This window comes from Bacteroides sp. DH3716P (assembly GCF_025914115.1).
Lineage (GTDB): Bacteria > Bacteroidota > Bacteroidia > Bacteroidales > Bacteroidaceae > Bacteroides > Bacteroides ovatus.
Genome location: NZ_CP083673.1, coordinates 5,794,876 through 5,817,194 on the forward strand (window position 1 = coordinate 5,794,876; position 22,319 = coordinate 5,817,194).

17 protein-coding genes are annotated in these 22,319 nt (G+C 40.8%); 4 read left to right on the forward strand and 13 right to left on the reverse strand.

What is annotated here, in order from left to right:
• Positions 1-9: 9 nt before the first annotated feature.
• Positions 10-876 carry a DMT family transporter gene (locus KQP79_RS22190; RefSeq protein WP_004311914.1) on the reverse strand — a complete coding sequence of 289 codons (867 nt, stop codon included), beginning with the start codon at positions 874-876 and terminating at the stop codon, positions 10-12.
• A 143-nt stretch (positions 877-1,019) separates the two neighbouring features.
• Here KQP79_RS22190 and KQP79_RS22195 point away from each other — a divergent pair, with 143 nt between their 5' ends.
• Positions 1,020-3,677, forward strand: coding sequence for a glycoside hydrolase family 78 protein (locus KQP79_RS22195; RefSeq protein ID WP_032856234.1), 2,658 nt, complete (start codon positions 1,020-1,022; stop codon positions 3,675-3,677).
• Here KQP79_RS22195 and KQP79_RS22200 read toward each other — a convergent pair.
• The 9 genes from KQP79_RS22200 to KQP79_RS22240 form a co-directional block, all read right to left on the reverse strand.
• Complete coding sequence (locus KQP79_RS22200) at positions 3,671-3,910, reverse strand: sugar-binding domain-containing protein (protein WP_004311912.1); 240 nt, start codon at positions 3,908-3,910, stop codon at positions 3,671-3,673. The two genes, KQP79_RS22195 and KQP79_RS22200, sit on opposite strands and share 7 nt — an antisense overlap.
• A 525-nt stretch (positions 3,911-4,435) precedes the next feature.
• Complete coding sequence (locus KQP79_RS22205; protein ID WP_004311911.1) at positions 4,436-6,370, reverse strand: DEAD/DEAH box helicase; 1,935 nt, start codon at positions 6,368-6,370, stop codon at positions 4,436-4,438.
• Between the two features lie 115 nt (positions 6,371-6,485).
• Positions 6,486-7,553, reverse strand: a complete 1,068-nt coding sequence (locus KQP79_RS22210; protein WP_004311910.1) for a tyrosine-protein phosphatase — start codon at positions 7,551-7,553, stop codon at positions 6,486-6,488.
• A gap of 163 nt (positions 7,554-7,716) precedes the next feature.
• Positions 7,717-9,186 (reverse strand): glycoside hydrolase family 125 protein, encoded by a 1,470-nt coding sequence (locus KQP79_RS22215; RefSeq protein ID WP_008776138.1) that lies wholly within the window; start codon positions 9,184-9,186, stop codon positions 7,717-7,719.
• 35 nt (positions 9,187-9,221) lie between these two features.
• Positions 9,222-10,385 (reverse strand): glycoside hydrolase family 76 protein, encoded by a 1,164-nt coding sequence (locus KQP79_RS22220; protein ID WP_008776137.1) that lies wholly within the window; start codon positions 10,383-10,385, stop codon positions 9,222-9,224.
• A 214-nt stretch (positions 10,386-10,599) separates the two neighbouring features.
• Complete coding sequence (locus KQP79_RS22225) at positions 10,600-12,216, reverse strand: DUF6377 domain-containing protein (protein WP_061447504.1); 1,617 nt, start codon at positions 12,214-12,216, stop codon at positions 10,600-10,602.
• A 152-nt stretch (positions 12,217-12,368) separates the two neighbouring features.
• A complete protein-coding gene (locus KQP79_RS22230) occupies positions 12,369-13,289 on the reverse strand; it encodes a carbohydrate kinase family protein (RefSeq protein WP_004302990.1) in 921 nt (306 codons plus the stop codon).
• Positions 13,277-13,882 carry an SIS domain-containing protein gene (locus tag KQP79_RS22235; RefSeq protein WP_004298060.1) on the reverse strand — a complete coding sequence of 202 codons (606 nt, stop codon included), beginning with the start codon at positions 13,880-13,882 and terminating at the stop codon, positions 13,277-13,279. The genes KQP79_RS22230 and KQP79_RS22235 overlap by 13 nt, the downstream gene beginning before the upstream one ends.
• A gap of 6 nt (positions 13,883-13,888) precedes the next feature.
• On the reverse strand, positions 13,889-14,422 hold the full coding sequence (locus tag KQP79_RS22240; protein WP_061447505.1) for a TIGR00730 family Rossman fold protein: 534 nt from the start codon (positions 14,420-14,422) through the stop codon (positions 13,889-13,891).
• A gap of 105 nt (positions 14,423-14,527) precedes the next feature.
• Between KQP79_RS22240 and KQP79_RS22245 the strand changes: the two genes are divergently transcribed.
• The 3 genes from KQP79_RS22245 (at position 14,528) to KQP79_RS22255 (ending at position 18,513) form a co-directional block, all read left to right on the forward strand.
• Positions 14,528-15,748 (forward strand): M16 family metallopeptidase, encoded by a 1,221-nt coding sequence (locus KQP79_RS22245; RefSeq protein WP_004298062.1) that lies wholly within the window; start codon positions 14,528-14,530, stop codon positions 15,746-15,748.
• 85 nt (positions 15,749-15,833) lie between these two features.
• Positions 15,834-17,402, forward strand: coding sequence for an ATP-binding protein (locus tag KQP79_RS22250; protein ID WP_061447506.1), 1,569 nt, complete (start codon positions 15,834-15,836; stop codon positions 17,400-17,402).
• A 13-nt stretch (positions 17,403-17,415) separates the two neighbouring features.
• A complete protein-coding gene (locus KQP79_RS22255; protein WP_061447507.1) occupies positions 17,416-18,513 on the forward strand; it encodes an SGNH/GDSL hydrolase family protein in 1,098 nt (365 codons plus the stop codon).
• A 107-nt stretch (positions 18,514-18,620) separates the two neighbouring features.
• Here the strand turns inward: KQP79_RS22255 and KQP79_RS22260 are convergent, their stop codons facing one another.
• The 3 genes from KQP79_RS22260 to KQP79_RS22270 all read right to left on the reverse strand — a co-directional run bounded on the left by KQP79_RS22260 (position 18,621) and on the right by KQP79_RS22270 (position 22,293).
• A complete protein-coding gene (locus KQP79_RS22260) occupies positions 18,621-19,520 on the reverse strand; it encodes a glycerophosphodiester phosphodiesterase family protein (RefSeq protein WP_004298066.1) in 900 nt (299 codons plus the stop codon).
• A gap of 66 nt (positions 19,521-19,586) precedes the next feature.
• Positions 19,587-20,552: a glycerophosphodiester phosphodiesterase family protein gene (locus KQP79_RS22265; RefSeq protein ID WP_004311901.1), complete on the reverse strand. Its 966-nt coding sequence runs from the start codon at positions 20,550-20,552 to the stop codon at positions 19,587-19,589.
• 70 nt (positions 20,553-20,622) lie between these two features.
• Complete coding sequence (locus KQP79_RS22270) at positions 20,623-22,293, reverse strand: PQQ-binding-like beta-propeller repeat protein (protein ID WP_225483850.1); 1,671 nt, start codon at positions 22,291-22,293, stop codon at positions 20,623-20,625.
• Positions 22,294-22,319 lie beyond the last annotated feature (26 nt).

Consider the following 22,319-nt stretch of genomic DNA (forward strand, 5'->3'; position numbering starts at 1 on the left):
CCGCATTTTTTATCGTTTTAATATAATAACGATTACGGCAGCGATAATCAGTGCAATGCCTATACCAATGCTTGTGGTGAAGGCTTCCCCGAAAAGAAAGATACCTACACATACAGCAGTTACCGGCTCCATAGCTCCCAACACAGAGGTGAGTGTGGAGCCGATGCTTTTTACGGCTCTTACTAGAGCAAGATTAGAAACTACGGTAGGGATTAAAGCTAATAGAATCAAGTTGCCGGCAGTATGCCATTCGCTGATGGGTTGAAGCTGGCTGATGGTTTCCGTTCCGATAAAAAGGAGAATACCTCCGAATAGGAATACATAGAAAGTAAGCAGTAGCCCTTTCATCTGTCCAATCTTTAATTGGCTCATTGTGACGAGATAAAGCGCATATCCGAGTGCCGACAGAAGAACAATGAAAAGTCCCAGGAAAGAAAAGCTCCCCGTTTTTGTATCTCCGCCGGATAAGAAATAAACTCCTGCCACTGCGGATGCAATGGCAGCGATCCGCCAGCCGGACTTCTTTTCTTTAAAAAAGAGCATCATGATTAACGTGGTAAGCACCGGATACATGAAATGAATAGTGGTGGCAACTCCGCTAGCCATAAACTTATATCCCCAGAACAGGAATACGGCAGACATTAAATAAAGAAGCGCAAGAAGAAACAGGGAAGGAATGTCCTGCCTCTTGATGCGAAATGATTGACCATTCACCAATAAGATTCCGCCTAACGCCAGACAGGCAAACAGGAAACGATAGAAAAGTATCGATTCAAATTGCATCCCTGCTTGCATGGCAGGAATGGTAAATAGAGGGATAAGTCCAAAAGAAGCCGATGAAAGCAGCCCATATAGTAAACCATTAACTTTATTCATAGTCAAGTATATATTCGGGCCGCAAAGATATAGCTTTTTTGAGGCAAGTAGATAAAGCGTCCATACAATATTTTTCGTAAATTAGCACGCGATGTAAATATGGCATCCGATTGAAAGAAAATACAAACTAATTTTTGGATAAAATGAAACGATTGACACTATTACCGGGATTACTATTTTTAATGCTGCAAGCAGCATTTTCACAAGAGTCAGGCAGCTGTAAACCAGTGAACCTGGTTTGTGATTATTTGGTGAATCCCTTGGGAATAGATAATCCTGCTCCCCGGTTATCATGGATGCTGAATGATGCTCGAAAAGGAGCACGGCAAACAGCCTGTCAAGTCATCGTAGACAAAGACTCTCTTGAATTGATTGCAGGGAAGGGAACTATCTGGGATTCGGGCAAAAAGGACTCCGAACAGATTCTGATTACCTATTCCGGACAGGAACTTCGTCCTTTTACCAAGTATTATTGGAGAGTGAATGTATGGGATAAGGATGGAGTGAAATCTTCTTCGGATATTAATAGTTTCGAAACGGGCATGATGGGGATGGAATACTGGCAAGGGGCTTGGATTAGCGATAACAAAGATATTAATTACCGTCCTGCTCCCTATTTCCGGAAAGTGTTTGATGCACGAAAGAAGATATGGTCGGCAAGGGCATATATTGCCGTAGCAGGTTTGTATGAACTGTATATCAATGGTGAGAAGATTGGAAACCACCGGCTGGACCCGTTATATACCCGGTTTGACAGGCGTAATTTCTACGTTACTTATGATATTACTTCCCAAATACAGAAAGGGAAAAATGCGATTGGTGTGTTGCTGGGCAATGGATGGTATAATCATCAGTCAATGGCCGTGTGGGACTTTCATCGTGCACCTTGGCGTAACCGTCCTGCTTTCTGTATGGATGTGCGGATTACTTATGAGGATGGTTCTGTTGAAGTCGTTTCTACGGAGCGGGACTGGAAAACTTCATCCGGCGCATTGATCTTTAATAGCATTTATACAGCCGAGCATTACGACGCCCGTTTGGAACAGAAAGGCTGGAATACCGTGAACTTTGACGATTCTAAATGGAATGGAGTAGGATATAGGGCTGTTCCTTCACAGAATGTGGTGTCACAACAAGTGCAGCCGATTCGTGCAGTAGAAACGATCCCCGTAAAAACCTGGAAGAAACTTAATGACACAACGTATGTATTCGATTTTGCCCGCAATATGGCAGGAGTCACCCGCATTAAAGTGTCCGGGGAAGAGGGAACTGTAGTGAGACTGAAACATGGTGAGCGGTTGTATGACAACGGACGAGTGAATACGTCAAATATTGATGTGTATCACCGCCCGGTAGACAACTCCGATCCTTTTCAAACGGACATCCTCGTTTTGAGTGGAAAGGGAGAGGATGAATTTATGGCACGATTCAATTATAAAGGTTTCAGATACGTGGAAGTAACAAGCACTAACCCCCTTGTATTGAATGAGAATAGTCTGACTGCCTACTTTGTGCATAGTGATGTTCCGCAGAAAGGGACGATTCATACTTCGAACGCACTTATCAACCGTCTTTGGTGGGCAACAAATAATGCCTATTTGTCCAACTTGATGGGGTATCCTACCGACTGCCCCCAGCGTGAAAAGAACGGATGGACAGGCGACGGTCATTTTGCTATTGAAACGGCATTATACAATTATGACGGTATCACTGTTTATGAGAAATGGCTTGCCGACCATAGAGACGAGCAACAGCCCAATGGTGTACTTCCCGATATAATTCCTACAGGAGGCTGGGGATATGGCACGGATAATGGACTGGATTGGACAAGCACTATCGCTATTATTCCATGGAACATTTATATGTTTTATGGCGATCATAAACTGTTGGCAGACTGTTATGAAAATATAAGGCGGTATGTAGACTATGTGGATCGCACCAGTCCGACCGGATTGACCTCATGGGGAAGAGGAGACTGGGTGCCTGTTAAATCACATTCTTCCAAGGAACTGACCTCTTCTGTCTATTTCTATGTGGACACCAAAATACTTGCCAATGCCGCAAAGATGTTTAATAAAACGGAAGACTATAAATATTATTCTGCTCTTGCCAATAAGATAAAGAACGCGATTAATGACAAGTTTCTGAATAGAGAAACGGGCATTTATGGTAGCGGCGTTCAGACGGAACAAAGCGTTCCTTTGCAATGGGGCATTGTTCCCGAAGAGTTGAAGAGAAAAGTAGCCCGGAATCTGGCAAAACAGGTGGAAGCAGCCGGCTTTCATTTGGATGTAGGTGTGTTGGGGGCAAAAGCTATATTGAATGCGTTAAGTGAGAACGGTGAAGCTGAAACGGCTTATAAATTAGCTGCACAAGACACTTATCCATCATGGGGCTGCTGGATTGCCAATGGTGCTACCACATTACTGGAGAACTGGGATTTGAATGCCACACGTGACATATCGGACAATCACATGATGTTCGGTGAAATTGGCGGATGGTTCTATAAAGGATTAGGTGGGATCTTCCCTGACCCCGAAAATCCCGGATTCAAACATATTCTTCTTCGGCCTAATTTCCCCAGTGGATTAAATGAGTTCGAAGCCAGATATCAATCACCTTATGGGGAAATCTGCTCTAAATGGGAACGTAAAAAGAACCGTATTGTCTATCATGTAACTGTTCCGGCAAATAGCACTGCTACCTTTTATGCACCCGACAATGTGAAAGGAGAGCGTGCAGTAAATTTGGAAGCAGGAAAACATATCTTGGAATTACCTATAAAGAGAGCTGTTTATTGAATGTCTTTCGATTGGTAATCCTGGTTGCTGTTTACCCAGATGTAAAAAACTGCTTCTACACCATTGAAACGGATGAATATATCTCTCCCCTTCCATGAATCGGGCAGAGTGAAATCCTTCCGATAGCTACCTACCGGATTGGGCATGGAAGCGAAAGTATAATCTGCCGGACGAGGCTGGATGACATTGGGCCACTGCACTCCTTTGCTATAATCGCAGAATGGATAGATCACGTTACAATAGAGAGGTTTGTCCCAATTTCGTGCTTTTGTATAGCTGCTTTATAACTAATAGATGGAGTGTTTTGAAATAAGAACTTGACAAACGACTTTTTATTTTGTATCTTTGTGATCAGAAAAGAAACTTATTGATTGGAAATTATGTGTATGAATAGTATAATATTAGAACAGAGTTGCCGACGATTTACCTCTCTTTAGAAGAAGAGGAAATTTATTATATACTAAAGGTTGCAGACTTTTGATGAGTTTGCAACCTTTTTTGTTGTATAAAATTGAATTGTTTGCAGTAGATATACTTCTTATCGTTTTTAATAAATAGGAATACCGTTTATTAAAAACGATAAGAAAGTTTATTAGAAACACAAAAGTAGATTCTGTATGAACAGTTGTCTTTTTTCAATAAGATAGAATAGGGATAATGTTGTTCCTTCTCATTAGAATGTCAAGATGGTAATTAGTTGTAACATAAAGACCTCTGACTAATAATGTACAAATCTACGGATTATGCTTGCTTCATATTTATTTCTTCTTAGGTTTTCTACGTGCCCATCCTTCTTCGCTGAAGTCAGGTTCTTTATCTTTAAAAAACTCTTGCCAGTCATCTTTCTTTTTCGGACCGCGAGCATCAGAGTATCCTCGCTCAGCACGACTAGGCTTATCTTTTTTTGTTGACTTTGAGTCTTTTGCAGAAGCATCTTTCGGTTTTCTATCCTTATTTTCATAGCGCGGTGCACGTTCGTCGCTTTTGCCGCCGAATCGTTTACCTCCCTTGCGCTCATTTGAACCGTTTTCACGTCCTTTTCCGTTTTCTTCACCGGCACCGGCAATCTCAACAACTACCTTGCGTCCGTTCCATTTAGCCCTATTCAGCGCCTTGATTACATTTGTCGCTTCCTTTTCCGGCACTTCAAAGAAAGAATAGTTCTGCATTAGGTCAATACGTCCCAACTCGATACGTCCTCTTGTGTTACTATTTAGTAGTCCGATAAGATCGCTAGGGAAGAAACTGTCTGTTTTACCCAAATTGATAAACAGGCGGTTAAAGCCCGGTGCAGCTTGGCGGCTTCTTTTTTCGAAACCACCTTCTTTGCGGTCACCCCGTCCGGTACGTTCTCCTCTGATGTCAGTCGGTACTTCTATTTCTGCACGGTTGCGATAATACTCGGCGAAACGGTTGAATTCGTGAGAAACCATTCGTTTAATCAGGTCCTCTTTGCTCAACCATTCCAGTTTACGATAGATTTCCGGCATAAAGTCAGCAATCTCTTCCTCGTTTACTTTTACTTTTTCGAGATCATCAATAACCTTAATCAGCTGCTTCTGACAGATTCCTGCTGCTGTTGGCATTTTTCCGACAATGAATTTTTTGCTGATAATCCGTTCAATTTCTCTCATCTTTCCTTTTTCACGGAGGTTGATGATGGCAATGGAAGTTCCTGTTTTTCCGGCACGTCCTGTACGTCCGCTGCGATGTGTATAACTCTCTGTATCGTCTGGTAATCCGTAATTGATAACATGCGTCAGATCGTCTACATCAAGTCCGCGGGCAGCCACGTCAGTTGCCACGAGCAGTTGCAAGTTGCGGATGCGGAATTTCTGCATAACAGCATCCCGTTGTGCTTGAGAAAGCTCACCATGCAAAGAATCGGCATTGTAGCCTTCTTGCATTAATTTGTCTGCAATTTCCTGAGTCTCTTTACGGGTACGGCAGAAAATGATACCGTATATTTGTGGGTAGTAATCGACGATACGCTTTAAAGCTTCGTATTTGTCTTTAGCCTGTACGGTATAAACAACGTGTTTAACGTTGTTGGTACTTTCATTCTTACGGCCAATAGTGATTTCTTTCGCATTGCGCAGGTAATTTTTGGAAATGCGTGCGATTTCCGGACTCATTGTTGCGGAAAACAATAGAGTGTTGCGTTCCTGCGGTACATCAGCCAGAATGGCGTTGATGCTTTCTGTGAACCCCATATTAAGCATTTCGTCCGCTTCATCCATTACTACATTGTGGATGGTAGACAAGGAAACGGTTTTGCGTTCCATCAGGTCCAACAGGCGTCCGGGTGTAGCTACAATGATGTGTACTCCTCGTTTGAGGCTGCGTATCTGGCTGTCAATAGAAGAACCACCATATACAGGTAATACTTTTAGTCCATCAATGTATTTGGAATAGTCGTTCAAATCTCCTGCTATCTGGAGACAGAGCTCGCGGGTAGGGCAGAGGATAAGCGATTGTGGAATTCTGTTTTTTACGTCAACTTGTTGGAGCAAGGGCAAACCGAATGCGGCTGTTTTACCTGTTCCTGTCTGTGCAAGAGCTACTACATCATTATTTTCTCCTAAAAGGTACGGAATCACTTCTTCTTGTACCGGCATGGGATTCTCGTATCCCATTTCTTCAATTGCTCTACGTATCTCCGGAGAAACGCCAAGCTCTTCAAATGTCTTCATTAAATCTCTGTATATCTTTTATTTCGGCTGCAAAGATAGTTAATTTAGTTGATAATGAATGATTGATAGTAGATAATTATTATAGACGCCACCCTATTTTATCACTTATCAACTATTAATTATCAGTTAGTAAGATGCTGCGTAACTGTTCAATTTCTTCTGCAGAAAGTCCGATTCCCTTTTTCAGATAGGTCTGTACGCTCCCGTATTCAGCCTCAATCTGTTCTTTGGCAGCGTTCAGGAAATCTTCTTTTGCAGAGTAGATGGTTGTAATGGCTTCTTGCGAATTGACCGATAACTTATATGCATATTGAGAAGCTTTGGGAATATTAAAATAGTCATTACTCAAACGATAGTCTTCCATAATGACGTCTTCGTTGACTCCAAGAGCGGCAAGCAATAAGGCGGAAACGACCCCTGTACGCCCTTTCCCGGATGTACAATGAATCACAACCGGATAATGAGTACGGTCGAGAAGGACGGTGAACAGCTTTTTGAATTCCTTTTGGTAGTTTATAACTAATTCCCGATTCATTTGTTCTACCAAACGATAAATAGTGTCACTTTTTATCTTCTCTTCCTGAATTCCTTGCAGAATTTCTTCCATGTTCCCTGTGAGAATAGGGATATGTATGATATTAAATTCATCATCATGCAATTGCGGGTAGTTGTGGCGTTCATTTTCAGAACGTAAGTCTATAATCGTCCGTACGCCCATATTCTTGAGTTCCCGGCGTGAGCAGGGAGGAATACTGTCTATTTGTGCGGAACGGTATATCATTCCCCAGCGAAGAGATTTTCCGGTACCAGCAGATTCGTATCCTCCTAAATCGCGGAAATTCTGTATGCCGGGGATGTTAATGTTGCGGGTGGCCACTTTAACCCGGTATTTGTTATTAAATACCATCAAGTAGTAATAACGTTGAGACGGATCGTTGGTTACGATTGTCATTTTACCACTGGAAATGTTTGCCATTGCAATGGGAGAATCTTCCGGAATAGCTTCAGGAGAAGTAGAGGTGTATACTTTTACCTGTCCTTTTAATACCGGTGCTGTTTCCCATTTGATAATACAGTTTCCTACGTTATTTTCTTCACATACCACAGATATAGCAGGTGATGTGCCAGAACATGATGGGAGCACTAATAAAACAGTAAGCCAGCTTAACAGGTTTCTATACATAGTTTCTTTGTCTTGAATCGTATACTGCAAAGATAAGAATTACCCGAAGATGTGGTAATTCCTTTGCTATAATTAGCCAAAGTTAATAGTAATTTACGTGTTAAAAAAGGGCGCTTCTTCGTTATAGAAGAGCGCCCTGAATGAGAAGTAACCTAAGTTTGCTTTATTGAATATTGTTCAATAGATCTATTTTTCCTTCGTTGACCAACTTTAAAATGAGCTCACCAAATAAGGTGTTTTGCCATGCAAACCAGGCGCGTGTGAAGTTTTTAGGGTCATCCTTATGGAAAGATTCGTGCATGAATCCTGTTCCTGCATCTGTATCCATCAGCATTTTTATGCAAGACTTAATTTCCTGGTCGTCCTGACTGGTGAATGCCTTCATCATGATACTCATAGGCCATATCATATCATAACCGATGTGAGGTCCTCCAATACCTTCTCCTGCCTTTCCTTTGAAGAAGTAGGGGTTGTCTTTGCTCCATACAAAACGACGTGTGTTTTGATAAATAGGATCGTTGATGTCTACATCTCCCAGATAAGGCATTGCCAGCAGGCTTGGTACGTTGGCGTCGTCCATTAAGAGATGATTTCCGAATCCGTCTACTTCAAAAGCATAGATTGTACCATATTTAGGATGATTGTAAGTTGCATATTCTTTTAATGCGGTTTCTACTTCTTGTGCCAAATCTGTGCATTGTTTCGCCAGACTGGTGTTTTTGTTTACAACATTCAGAATTTCCGCAGCTTTCTTTAGAGAAGAAACAGCGAAGAAATTAGACGGTACGAGGAACTGTAAAGTGGTTGCATCGTCAGACGGACGGAAAGCTGAAACAATGAGTCCGACAGGATTTACAGGAGCACCTAGACCGTTATTGTTTAATGTGTCGAGTGCGCGTTCTGTCTTACGCTGGAATTTATAGGGACCCACTCCCTCTTTGCGCTGTTGTTCCTTGAAAGTTGTCAGTATGTTGGCGATAGCCTGTATCCATTCATTATCAAAGATGCTTGCATCACCGGTTTCTTTCCAATATTGATAGGCCAGACGTAATGGATAACATAAAGAATCTATTTCCCATTTACGTTCGTGCAGTTCCGGTTTCATATCGGTCAGGTCGGACATCCAATCTCCTCCCACAGCCCCATCATTGAAAGCATTGGCGTATGGATCGATATTTATACATTTAAATTGTCTGCGTATCACTCCTTCGAGCATTTTCTTCAATTCCGGGTCTTTATTCGCTAATTGTATATAAGGCCAAACCTGTGCTCCTGAGTCACGTAACCACATGGCATGGATATCTCCTGTGTAGACGAAAGTATCAGGCTTACCGTCTGTTGTACGGTAATGAACTGTTGTCTCAAGGGTATTTGGAAAACAATTCTCGAACATCCATGCCAATTTTTGATTAGTAAGTAGCTTTTTCACCCTGATGATTTCTGCTTCCACGGCTTTTGATTTAAAAAGCCGCTTGTTTACGGGTGGACGATTACTTTTATAAGCGGCAATTTCAGCTGCTTGATTGACCACATTGGTATGATCCTTAGCCAGGATAAGTTCTGTAGCTTTGGCAGGACCTCCCATTAATAGGGTGGTCGTGATGATACATATTCCGATATTTCTTTTCTTCATATCTCTATTGTTTTTAAGAGGGTTATTAAAAGTGATTATTGCAAATCGATTCCGCCTAGTCTTCCATACATTTCTATGAAAGCAGCTTGTGTCAAGAGCCATTTTTTCTCGTTTTTATCTGTGCCGCTCCAATCTGTCTGGAACAAGCCCCGTTCATCTCTGGCATGATGCCATGCGTAATCAAGACTTTTCTGGAAATCGGTTAGATAAGTCTTGTTATGGTCTATCTGATAAAGTTCAATAAAGCCTCTAAGCATAACGGCTGTGAACCAAATATTTCCTTTTTTCAGTAATTGGAATGTTTGTCCGTCTGGAGAGGTGAACTGAGTGAAGAAGTGCTTGTGACACGCTTCTGCTATATTTTGTGCATCTTCCAGATAACTTTTCTGTTTGGTAATTTGATAGAGTAGGGCAGCTGCCTGCATCATTTGTCCACTGTTATAGGCAAATTTGGCACGACCGATTTTCTTGTTGAGTGAGATGTTGTCAAAGTATAGATGATCTTTTGAGTCTTCCAGGTTCTTTTTAGTCCATTCGTATAACTCTTTTCCTTCTTTTAAATAGGCATCATCTTGAGTAGCTTGAAATAGTTTGAGAGCGAATACGGCTCCCGGTGCATTAGAACAAGTATTTTTAGATTCCTTCTTTTGTTCGCACCAGTAGATTCCTCCGCCGAGTACGTCATCTTTACCACTAAGGATAAACTTCCATATTAGTTTAGCTTTCTCCAGATAAGCTTGTTTTCCTGTCATACGATAAGAATCGGTAAAATCGATACCTAACCAGACGTTGTCATCATAAAAACGATCGGAGAGAGGTTGACTGCTGATATAAGATGAGTAAGCGAATGGTTTCCTTCGTGTGTCGAAATACTCTTCTAATCCGGGTAGTACTTTATTTTCCAAAAGTTTTTTATACTTTTTATTTTCAGTGCTCTCCAGTAGTGCATTTACTGCAGAGAATGTACCCGAATACGGCCAAAGGTAGGAATATTCATTGCGTCTTTTTGCTTGTTCTTCTGATGCCAGATAAGTTGCCTTATTGTCCTGGTCAAAAGGATAATTCTCACGTAACAGACAAGTGTTGGTTGCTGCATAGTTTTGGTAAAGAGCATCCAAAGTTTGCTGTGCTTTTTCTATGTTAGGATTTGCGTTTGCAATGGTGAAAGCACAAATAACATTAAGTAATAGGCCGTTCATAATTTTTTATTTAAGTGGTGTTTATATAAATAGTAATTTGAATGAGTTCGCAGGTTTTATTGTGACTCTACAAAAATACCTTATTTCGGTTACTTTTTAAATGGGGAGTGAGCAGATTGTAAATGATTGTTTGGGGTATGTTGTTGATAATCAGAGAGTCTTTGATCGGAGAGTCTCTGATAAATGTAAATGATGCTGTATGATTAATACACTGTTATTCCCGGATTTGTTGTCCGATTCGAGCTACTTTTTCTTCAAATTCATTCCGGTCTCCATTTGCTTTGATCCGCATTTTTGAGCGGTAATTATAGATGGTCGATAATGAATACTGTAAGAAATGAGCTATTTTCACACTGTCTGTAATTCCAAGTCGGATAAGTGCGAAGATCCGTAACTCGGGTGTTAAGAGTTTGCCGGGTCCTGGAATGATTGCATTTTCCGGTAAAAGCAATGCGTTAAAATCTTCGACGAAATTCGGAAAGAGATTCAGGATTGCTTTGTCGAAGTTATTATAAAATTCAGCCAGATCTTCTTCTGTATTGAGAGAGGAGTGGAGGAAAGAGGTTACTTTCTTTATATCTTCACTTTTGGCTATTTTGAGTGCTCTTTTCTTAAAATTGGCAATTTTACTGATATAACTGGTATATTGTTCCATATACAGCCCTACATATTCTTCTTTGATTTTATTGTTATCTGCCAATATTGAGTTCATTTGTTGTATTTCGTAAAGATGATAAGACAAACTCTCATTAGCTTGTTCCACTTTACCTTTTTGTTTTTTCAGTTGTACGGACAGGATGAATAGCAGAATGCAGACAATGCATAATGCAATGAGCAATGCCGTTATGATGATAAATTTATGTTTCTCCTTTTCTTGAAATGCCTTATCTATGAAAAGATACATATCTGAGGCTTCGATGGTGTTAATTCTCGCATTGCATAGGATAGCGTCCTCCATTGCATTTTTCATATATTTAGATGCCCGGTCTATATCCCCACTCTCAAAGATCAGCTTGGCTAATATTTTTAAAGAGAGATTTTCTCTAGCTCCATTTAATACATCAGAAATGGCGGATATTGCGAAATATTTAATCGTATTTTCACGGTCATTTTTACCTTGATAGGCAGATGCCAGAGAATATGCTATGATTCCGGCATTTCTTGAATAGGGTGTATAACTTTGATAAGTGCTGTCCAGTATATGAATAGCATCATCATACTTTTTATGGAAAAGAAGAGTCGGTGCAGTTATAAAAGCTCGTACGTTTGATGGGACTTCTTTGCATTGGAGCAGCGAATCGCGATATATTTGTGCTATCAGATCATTTTCTTGTGAATCGTCCTCGTTGGAAGCAAAAGCTTTCTGGTGATTATAGATCGTGACTTGTCCGAGAAAATATTCAGCTTTGAGTTTAGGAGATAGTTGCTTTTGTTGCATCGAATTGGTAATTGCCAAAGCTTCTTTGAAAAAGCCCATCGAAGATAATATTCTTGAATAATCCAGTTTAGCTTCAATTAAAAGTTCTTTGTCATTACTTTCTTGAGCGAACCTGTTCATGTGGATGGCATAGGCTAAAGCGGAATCTTTTTGGAAAGATGAATACTCAAAACAAAGAGACTGTGCTGTCCCAACTTTCTTTCGAATATCCCTGGATTGTCTTAATATTATTTTCAGGCTGTCTATCTGTCTTTGCTTTTGTTGGGTATAACTAGCTTTGTTTTGTAGAGATTTATCTAATACTTTTAACAATGTTTTTACTTCATCGTTTGCTTTTGCTGGTAAACTGATGAAGATAAAGATTATCAATAGAGGTAAAATAAATCTTTTCATATATTAAGTAAGATTGCTTATTGAATATGGTTGTTTGCAAAGATAAGGAAATCCATATTAAGTTAAGGTTGACAGATTAACTTAATATGGATTTTATGAAAATAGGGATTTCGCTGGATGAATTACTTATATCCAAATCCTTATTTGTAATATCACTTGTATTTTTGTGCAAACTCCACCGAAACCGAATTGCTGAAACTTCGGCAAACTTCAGCTGCGAAGTCTTTCCCGCATTGGATTATTTTATCCCAGATCTCTTCATTCAAGTTATTTAGATCGCGGTATCGGACATCGTATTTGAGTAATCCGTAGATCAGCCCTGCATTGAAGTTATCACCAGCTCCAATAGTACTGACTGCTTGTAATGGTTCTATCGGATAATCTTTATTGACCAGATTAGTGCGTAACGCTACCTTTTCCGCACCTGCAGTACAGATGAACCGGGGACAGTAGAATTTGATTTTATCCTTGTAAATCTTGTCTATATCCTGCATGTTATACATATATAGAAAATCCTCTAAAGAACCGCGTACAATATCCGCATATTCCAGATTTTCAATAATGGTCGGAGCCAGTTTCATGGCTTCATTCTTGTGTGAAGAACGGAAATTCGGGTCATAATAGATGATGGCTTTCTTTTCACGTGCCTGATCTAGTAATTCGAGAATCTTCTCCCTCAGAACCGGATTCAGTGCGTAATAAGAACCCACCATGACAATGTCGTCTTCCTCTAGTTTCGGAAACAGAACATCCAGACGTTGCTTCGGGTAGTCTTTGTAGAAGATATATTCAGCATCACTCTGCTCGTTCAGGAAAGCTAAGGATACGGGCGATTTTCCATCCGGGAATACATTTACATGATCGGTTGGGATATGATTCTCACGCATAAACTGCAGGATAATATTGCCTACACGGTCATTCCCGGTTTCACTGATGAAGCCGACGTTTATTCCCATTCGTCCCAATGAGACAATACCGTTGAATACAGAACCTCCCGGTACGGCGGCAGAAGGCTGGTCACCTCGAAAGATGATATCGAGGATGGTCTCTCCGATACCGATTACTTTTCGCATAGTGATCTTGATTTTTCTCCCAGATAACCGCCGTGGTGACGTTTTGAATATTCAGCGATAGTAAATCCTGTTTCCTTCATGGTTTGTACTACCAATATATCTCCGATCACTGTCATGGCAGTAGTGGATGTAGTAGGAGTCATCCCTAACACACAGACTTCTGCAGGCTTGCCGGTACTTAGACAGACATCCGATTCTTTTGCCAGCGGACTATCCGGATTTCCGGTGATAACGATAAACTTCAGATCCGGGTCCAGATTATGGGCCAGGCGGGTTAATTCCACAATCTCACGTGTCTTGCCAGAGTTAGAGATCAGCAGGAGTAGATCGTTTTTTTGTAAGATACCCAAATCCCCGTGTTGCGCCTCGCTAGGATGCAGAAAGACGGATGGAATACCGGTGGAACAGAAAGTCGTAGCAATGTTCATAGCAATCTGCCCGGCTTTTCCCATACCGGAAGTTACCAGTTTTCCCTTTTTCTGGTGTATTTGTTCTACAATCAGTTTCACCGCTTTTTCATAAGCGTCTGTTACGGGGATGTTGAGCACAGCTTGTGCTTCCTGTTGCAAAAGTTGTTTGATGGAGTCTATCATATAGGATTAGTTTATTTTTTCTTTTAATTCATTTAATGTGTTTGCTACTTCGTAATAGGTTGAGAAAGGCTGTCGTTCAAAACCTTTGTCCTCCAGGGTGTGGAGTGCTTTTAATAGCTCATCGTAAAAACCATATTCATTGTAGAAAATGACCTTCTTCCGATGATATCCGATAGAGGCAGCGGCTATTACGTGGAAAATCTCATCAAGAGTACCGACGCCTCCGGGGAGTGCAACCAATACCTCCGACTTCTCCGTTATGATATCTTTGCGGTCACTCAAGTTACGGGTATGAATTTCTTCATCTAACAGAGTGCTTACCTTGCCATTCTCTTCCAGTTTGGCAGGAACTACTCCAATAACCTTACCACCATTTTCTTTCACGGCACGAGCTATGCATTCCATTAATCCGAGGCTGGCTCCTCCATATATCAAGGTTTTGCCTGTCTGCCCCATCCATTTGCCTATTTGGCTGGCGCTTTCGAAGTACATTTTGTCAATGTTATCGGAGGCGGAACAGAATATTCCTATCTTTTCCATATACGTTGTTGCTGTTATAGTCCACAAATATCTGCAATTTTCTATAAACAGCAATAAGTTTTATTGTATTTTTGTGGCATTAATTCAATAAGGAAGTATAAAACGATGCAAGGTAACGAATATACATTGCCAAATGGCCTGCGTATTATCCATGAACCAACCCTCTCAAAAGTAGCTTATTGTGGTTTTGCGATTGATGCCGGAACTCGTGATGAAGCGGAGAATGAGCAGGGAATGGCCCATTTTGTAGAACATCTGATTTTTAAGGGAACGGAGAAGCGGAAAGCCTGGCATATCCTCAACCGGATGGAGAATGTAGGTGGTGACCTGAATGCCTACACAAATAAGGAAGAAACTGTCGTCTATGCCGCTTTCCTGAAAGAACATCTGGAACGTGCGCTTGAGTTGTTGGGGGATATTGTATTTCATTCAACCTTTCCGCAGCATGAGATAGAAAAAGAAACAGAGGTCATTATCGATGAAATCCAGTCGTATGAAGATACTCCGTCGGAACTGATATTTGACGATTTTGAAGACATGATCTTCCGCAATCATCCATTGGGAAGAAACATTCTTGGTAAGCCGGAACTTCTGCGAAGTTTTCGCACGGAAGATGTTCTATCGTTTACCCGCCGTTTTTACCAACCGGGAAATATGGTGTTTTTTGTTCAGGGGCAGTACGAGTTCAAGAGAATCATCCGCCTGGTAGAAAAATACCTGTTGGATATTCCTGATGTGAAGGTAGAGAATCGGCGTACACCTCCGCCTCTGTATGTGCCGGAACATTTGACGGTGGCTAGAGATACGCACCAGGCACATGTTATGATCGGTAGCCGTGGCTATAATGCGTATGATGACAAGCGTACTGCACTCTATCTGCTGAATAATGTCCTTGGAGGTCCCGGAATGAATAGTAAACTGAATGTGTCTCTTCGCGAACGCAGAGGACTGGTCTATAATGTCGAATCCAATCTGACTTCCTATACGGATACGGGAGCTTTCTGTATTTATTTCGGGACGGATGTGGATGACATGGATACTTGCCTGAAATTGACCTATAAGGAATTGAAGCGGATGCGCGATACAAAGATGACTTCTTCCCAGTTGGCGGCAGCGAAAAAGCAGTTGATCGGGCAAATCGGAGTAGCGTCCGATAACTTTGAGAATAATGCGTTAGGGATGGCGAAAACATTCCTTCATTATCATAAGTATGAATCATCCGAGCTTGTTTTTAAGCGTATAGAAGAGCTAACAGCAGAGATGTTGTTGGAAGTTGCCAATGAGATGTTTGCAGAGGAATACTTATCTACGTTGATTTACAAATAATTGATTGACAGATTTGCTTTCATTGCCAGAATTCGTATTTTTGTAGCAGATACGTATGTGATAACAATCTAATAGTAGAAATTGTATGTTGGTGACGGGCAGAAAACTCCCTATCGGGATTCAGACTTTCGAAGATATCCGCAATGACGGATACTTGTATGTAGATAAGACCGCATTGATGTGGACTATGGCAAACATCGGTAAACCTTTTTTTTTAAGCCGTCCGCGCCGATTCGGAAAGAGTTTGTTAATTTCTACGTTTGAAGCCTATTTCAAGGGACGGCGTGACCTTTTCACGGGACTTGCCGTGGAACAATTAGAAAAGAAGTGGGAAGAATATCCCGTACTGCATCTGGATTTGAATGCCGAGAAATATGATTCACCGGACAGATTGGATGCTATTTTAAGTAACCAGTTAACTCAATGGGAAGCTATATATGGCAGGGGAGAAGATGAAACCACTTTGTCTTCCCGCTTCTTGGGTGTCATTCGTCGTGCCTCCGAACAAGCAGGCAGGGGTGTTGTAGTCCTGGTGGATGAGTATGATAAGCCCTTACTACAGGCTATTCAGAATGAACCGCTTCTCAATTCTTACCGTTCTACTTTGAAAGCTTTCTACGGTGTGTTGAAGAGTGCAGACCGCTATCTTCGTTTTGCTTTTCTGACAGGTGTCACCAAATTCTCGCAAGTAAGTGTGTTTAGTGATCTGAACCAATTGAATGACATCAGTCTGAATTATGACTTCTCTACTCTTTGTGGAATCACCCGCGAAGAACTTCTTGCTAATTTTGAACCGGAGATTGCAGCTTTATCGCAAGCAAATGACATCAATACGAAAGAAGTTGTGGAAACAATGACCCGGCAGTATGACGGTTATCATTTTCATCCTAATGGAGAAGGAGTGTTCAATCCATTCAGTGTTCTGAATGCATTTTTCAGTAAAGAGTTCGGTAATTACTGGTTTCAGACCGGAACTCCTACTTTCCTTGTGGAGTTATTGAAAGAGAGCGATTATGATCTTCGCTTGCTGATGGATGGTATAGAGACAGCTGCTTCCGCTTTCACTGAATATCGTGCTGATAGGAAAAATCCTATTCCATTGATTTATCAGAGTGGTTATCTGACTATTAAAGATTATGACAGAGAGTTTAGACTTTATCGTTTAGGCTTTCCTAACGACGAAGTACGTTATGGCTTTCTTAACTTTTTACTCCCATTTTATACGGCAGTCACGGATGAAGAACGAAGCTTTTATATAGGTAAGTTTGTTCAAGAACTACGTACAGGCAATGTTGACGCTTTCATGCACCGCTTTGAAGCTTTCTTTGCAGATTTTCCTTACGAGTTGAATGACCAGACTGAACGTCATTATCAAGTCATCATATATTTAATATTCAAACTGATGGGACAATTCACGCAGGCAGAAGTATATAGCTCACGGGGACGTGCAGATGCGGTTGTACGAACCCCGAAGTTCATCTATATTTTCGAATTCAAGCTGAATGGGACTGTTGAGCAGGCCATGGAGCAGATTGAAGAAAAAGGTTATGCTTTTCCTTATACGGCAGAGGATCAACAAGTGATAAAAGTTGGTGTAGAGTTTAGCGCAGAGAAACGAAATGTAGAGCGCTGGATGGTAGCGAAAGAAATTTAATATAAAATTGATTATGAAAAACTTAATACGAAATGTCTGGGTTTGCTTGGGGCTGATGGTGCTTCCCTTCACAGCCTCCGGACAACAAAAGGATAACATTACCTATGTACCGGCTCAAGAGCTTTTACTGGTAGGCAAAGCAACTACCGAAGGCGAATACTTCCATCGGGTAGATACAGCCAAGTATTGTACAATGCCTCCCACAGTGAAGAAACTATTCACAAACTCTGCCGGTCTGGCTATCTCTTTTACAACGAATAGCCCCGTCATAAAAGCCAAATGGATGGTTCCTGATAATTACCAGTTACCCAATCTGACCAGAGTTGCTCAGAAAGGTCTGGATTTATATATCAAACGGGATGGAAAATGGCAATTTGCCGGAGTAGGGATACCGGGTGGTGTGACTACGGAAAAAGTGCTTGTTGATAATATGGGTACGGAAGAGAAAGAATGTTTGTTATATCTGCCTTTATATGATGAACTGAAAAGTCTGGAAATAGGTGTTTCTTCTGATGCACACATACGTAAAGGAGAAAATCCGTTCAAAGAAAAGATAGTGGTATACGGGTCCAGTATTTTGCAGGGAGCATCTGCCAGTCGTCCCGGGATGGCTTATCCGGCTCGTTTGTCCCGTAGCAGCGGATATAATTTTATCAATTTAGGATTGAGCGGAAACGGCAAGATGGAGAAAGAAGTTGCCGAGATGTTGGCGGATATTGATGCGGATGCTTTCATTCTCGATTGTATTCCTAATCCTTCTCCCAAAGAGATAACCGACCGGACTGTTGATTTTGTAATGACGTTGCGCCAGAAGCATCCGGATACGCCTATTATTGTGATACAGACATTGATACGTGAAACAGGTAATTTCAACCAGAAAGCTCGTGAGAATGTAAAACGGCAGAACGAGGTCATCGCTGAACAGGTAGAAGTATTGCGAAAGAAAAATGTCAAAAACCTGTATTTCATAAAAGAAGATCAATTCTTGGGAACAGACCATGAGGGGACTGTAGATGGGACCCATCCGAATGACTTGGGATTCGACCGAATGTTGAAGAAATATAAACTGGCTATCAGTAAGATTCTGAAGATCAAATTCAAGGCTGAATAACAGGAATGAAAGATTATAACAGAGACAGATAGAAAAAAATAAAGGTCAATTCATGGGGGTGAATTGGCCTTTTTCTTTTGCAAATGTGTTAAGTTGCTGTTGGTATTTTATAGTTTCCTTAAACCTTTATCTTCTAAGTATTTGATTAATTCTTGGGGACGATCAGTTTGTATCATAGTTGCCTTATGTTCCAGTATCCATCCCCAATGCTTATCTTTACCTTCTAATAGGGCGTTTTCGTCATCATGTCCACCGCATAGACTATCCCATAGAGTATTCATCCATACCCGACTACCAGATTGTACAATTTTATCAATAACCTTTAAATTTGAAGTCTGTTCGTCTTTGAAGCAGAGTTCATAGGCTATTGGCGTAAAGTCTTTAATAAAACTTTCGGTCGCTTTTATATCTTCTTCTTTCCATAAATGAATGATAGGCATATAGAGCATACTGGTATTGGTTCCATATTCCTCTTGAACTTTCTCGACAGGATACCTTCCTTTTATAATCACTTGTTTTTCCATTCCACATTTTCGAATGATGGGAAGAATCTCCTTTATATATGTTCCGCCTTTATCTATATTGACCAGAATACGGTCTTTACATGTCATTAACGCTTCTTCTAAAGTGGGTATGGATCGGCGGGTCTTTATACCGTTTCCACTTTTCAGCACAAATTGTTTTAGTTCTGTTGTCGTATAGTTTTTAATGGCGCCTTTTCCTGTTGAAGTGCGGTCTAGCGTTGCGTCATGCATACAAATAAAGTTGTTGTCTTTGGTTTGCTGAATGTCAAGTTCAACCATGTCTGCTCCCATAGCGATGGCATTCTCTATACATTGTATGGAGTTCTCCGGAGCATTCCTCCAGTCGCCACGGTGAGCTATAACAAATACATATTGAGAATTCTTGTCGTGAAGATTCCTCAATAGTTTATCAATTCTGGATTCTGCTTCAGCAGATAATGAAACCAGAAGAACTGATAATAGAAATATAATTTTCCTTGTCATACGTGCTTTTCTTAAATAAAATGTTTTGATCTATATTGGGTACCTATGAAAAACTATCCTATAAAGTTATCTTAATCCTTTTTCTTTTAAATAAGAGTTGACAAGATCAGAGTAATCAGTTTGCACAACTTCTATTTTGTTATCTATAAAAGTTTGAAGGTGCGAATATTTACTATTCAGTAGATCGCTATCCCAATCTAAATGATTGGCATAACCTACTAACTTGGCATCTTTAATAGCTCCCATTAGTTCAGTGAGAGATGCATTGTCTATTCCGAATTGTACCATTTGTACTTTACTGTAATATTTGGCGAGGACTTTTACTTCTGCCGCAGTGGATACCCATGGAAAAGGAATGGCTCCAGGGTTAATAGTATTCATTTCTTCAATATATGATGTACTGGAACCAGTATAATAGCAAACCTGGTCGATCATCCCTTTTTCTGCAACCGTTTTAATGATTTTACCTAAAAGCCCCTTCTCTTTTACATCGACACAAACATAGATTTTGCCTTTCGCAGCATCCAATACTTCCTCAAGTGTAGGCACTTTGTATTCAGTGATACCTTTAGAACCTTTTAAAAAATATTGATAAAGAGTTTGATAAGTCATATTGGCTACAGCACCAGTTCCGTTTGTTGTAGCATTAATGGTTGTATTGTGCATATTTACGATTACTCCGTCAGAAGTAGCTCTAGGGTCTATTTCAATCATATCGGCACCGACTTCTATTGCATATTGGATAGCGGGAATAGAATTTTCAGGAATTCCGTCACGTATTCCCTTATAGGTGTTGCTACGATGAGCGCAAGTCCACATTTTCAGACTTGTGTTGCCGGAAAGATTCTTTAAGTCGGTTGTTAAACTTTTAGTGTCAGGTTCTTCACCTGGGTCCTCCGGGTCTTCATTATCATCCGGAGGAGTCGGCTGATTTTTGTTTTCATATTCATCATTGGAAGAGCCGCAACTGGTACACATCACTTGCCCGGATACAAGTAAGATGATTGCCAAAAGAAAAAATACTTTCTTCATAGTCTTTTTATTTTATTTATTAGATAATGTAGGATAGGTTATCGAAATAACCTATCCTGTTTGATTTGAATTATTTTACTGTAGCAGTGTGTTGAGCGTCTTTTGCACGCATCGGCCAGCCTGTTGTTGGTAATCCTTTCACATATTTGGATGACAGGGCCACTAATAAACTTTTCGATTCATCTTGAGTGTTAGTAATGGCCACATAGATAGTCCCGTCTGCATCCACTACCGGTGAACTCCAGAATTTGCCTTGTGTTGCAGCCCATTCGGATGCATAAGCACTTTCGCTGTTAGCAATTGCTCCGGCCACATCAAGTACGGCAATAGCGTCAGTACCATTTGCGTCAAGGATATAGAAATTACCACGTTCCGTACCGAACAAGATATGTCCATCCTTATCAATAACAGGAGTACTGCTGACACTTTCTGATATCTCATATTGCCATTTGATAGTTCCACCTGCTGACAATGCAACAATTCCGCCAGGCATATCTCCCTGACTTTTCAATGAGGTATATACAGTGCCATCTGTGCCGATAACGACTCCTCCCTGATCTTGTTTGCCGGTATTCTCAATAGGGGTAGTCCAACGTACACTACCGTCACTGGCAACGGAATAGATGGTAGTAGTCAGATCAGATGTATAAATCATGCCATATACATTTCCTTCATTGTCTATGGCCATTGATGCATGACAGCCGCTGTTCAAACCACTGTCAAATGCTCTCCATGCCCATGGGCTGAAAGTATTGTCATCTTTAGCCATAGTAGCTTTTGCTACACCAAACATTCCGTAGTTGGTACACATGATATACATCATTCCTTGTTTGGAGATAACAGGACCTGCATAAACACCTCCGGCAGGACCGCTGGTACCATCTGCGTTAGTTAAATAGCTAACACGGTTTCCTGTTGTTTTGTCTACCGCAATCATTGAACCGGTGCTTCCCCCATTACCACAGTATACATATTTATCATCAAATGCTGGTGACACACTACGCATTTTGGCATTGGCGGCGTTACCTTTATTCCAGAAACCGGTAGTCGGATCATTGAAAGTAATCCATTTCTTATTTCCATCAGGATTGATAGCAAATAGTTTACCATTGCTTCCGTCACCTGTGCCAATGTAGATTGTACCATCCGTATCTACAGACGGTGTCATGTTTGAGCCTCCTGTTGCCTGCGCTCCCCAAGATGGATCAGTCATGTCGAATGACCATTTTTCAATACCTGAAGTTACATCATAACTATGTAATATGTGGTCATTACTATTGATGTAAACCGTTTTTTCATCAGGAGAAAGAGCGGCGGAATTGGAAACTAACTTGGCTAAATGAGTGGAGGAGGTCCATAGTAATGTAAGGTCTCCTTTTTCTACTACTTTATCGGTAATTTCAATTGTTTTCCGGTAGAGGTTCGATCTTCCACTGCTGTCGGTTATGGTCAAACTAACAACAAATATACCTTTCTCATTGTACACGTGCTTCGGGTTTTCTTCGGTAGAAGTCGTTCCATCCCCGAAATCCCATACATAAGTAAAGTTGCCACTACCTCCATAAGATGCGTTAGTGAATTGTATTTCACCTTCTATTTGCCCTCTTTCGGGAGCGATTGAGAAAGTTGCGGAAGGAATGTCTTTCCCGGCATTGTCTTCGTTGCTGCATGCGGCAAATAATAAAAGACAAACAATATATATGAACGGACATATCCGTACTTTATTTTTAATAGTTGTCATACACATAATAATCATTTAAGGTTTTG

Coding starts and splice junctions, on each gene's coding strand:
- KQP79_RS22190 (WP_004311914.1), bottom strand. CDS start 876: ATGAATAAAGTTAATGGTTTACTATATGGGCTGCTTTCATCGGCTTCT.
- KQP79_RS22195 (WP_032856234.1), top strand. CDS start 1,020: ATGAAACGATTGACACTATTACCGGGATTACTATTTTTAATGCTGCAA.
- KQP79_RS22205 (WP_004311911.1), bottom strand. CDS start 6,370: ATGAAGACATTTGAAGAGCTTGGCGTTTCTCCGGAGATACGTAGAGCA.
- KQP79_RS22210 (WP_004311910.1), bottom strand. CDS start 7,553: ATGTATAGAAACCTGTTAAGCTGGCTTACTGTTTTATTAGTGCTCCCA.
- KQP79_RS22215 (WP_008776138.1), bottom strand. CDS start 9,186: ATGAAGAAAAGAAATATCGGAATATGTATCATCACGACCACCCTATTA.
- KQP79_RS22220 (WP_008776137.1), bottom strand. CDS start 10,385: ATGAACGGCCTATTACTTAATGTTATTTGTGCTTTCACCATTGCAAAC.
- KQP79_RS22225 (WP_061447504.1), bottom strand. CDS start 12,216: ATGAAAAGATTTATTTTACCTCTATTGATAATCTTTATCTTCATCAGT.
- KQP79_RS22230 (WP_004302990.1), bottom strand. CDS start 13,289: ATGCGAAAAGTAATCGGTATCGGAGAGACCATCCTCGATATCATCTTT.
- KQP79_RS22235 (WP_004298060.1), bottom strand. CDS start 13,882: ATGATAGACTCCATCAAACAACTTTTGCAACAGGAAGCACAAGCTGTG.
- KQP79_RS22240 (WP_061447505.1), bottom strand. CDS start 14,422: ATGGAAAAGATAGGAATATTCTGTTCCGCCTCCGATAACATTGACAAA.
- KQP79_RS22245 (WP_004298062.1), top strand. CDS start 14,528: ATGCAAGGTAACGAATATACATTGCCAAATGGCCTGCGTATTATCCAT.
- KQP79_RS22250 (WP_061447506.1), top strand. CDS start 15,834: ATGTTGGTGACGGGCAGAAAACTCCCTATCGGGATTCAGACTTTCGAA.
- KQP79_RS22255 (WP_061447507.1), top strand. CDS start 17,416: ATGAAAAACTTAATACGAAATGTCTGGGTTTGCTTGGGGCTGATGGTG.
- KQP79_RS22260 (WP_004298066.1), bottom strand. CDS start 19,520: ATGACAAGGAAAATTATATTTCTATTATCAGTTCTTCTGGTTTCATTA.
- KQP79_RS22265 (WP_004311901.1), bottom strand. CDS start 20,552: ATGAAGAAAGTATTTTTTCTTTTGGCAATCATCTTACTTGTATCCGGG.
- KQP79_RS22270 (WP_225483850.1), bottom strand. CDS start 22,293: ATGACAACTATTAAAAATAAAGTACGGATATGTCCGTTCATATATATT.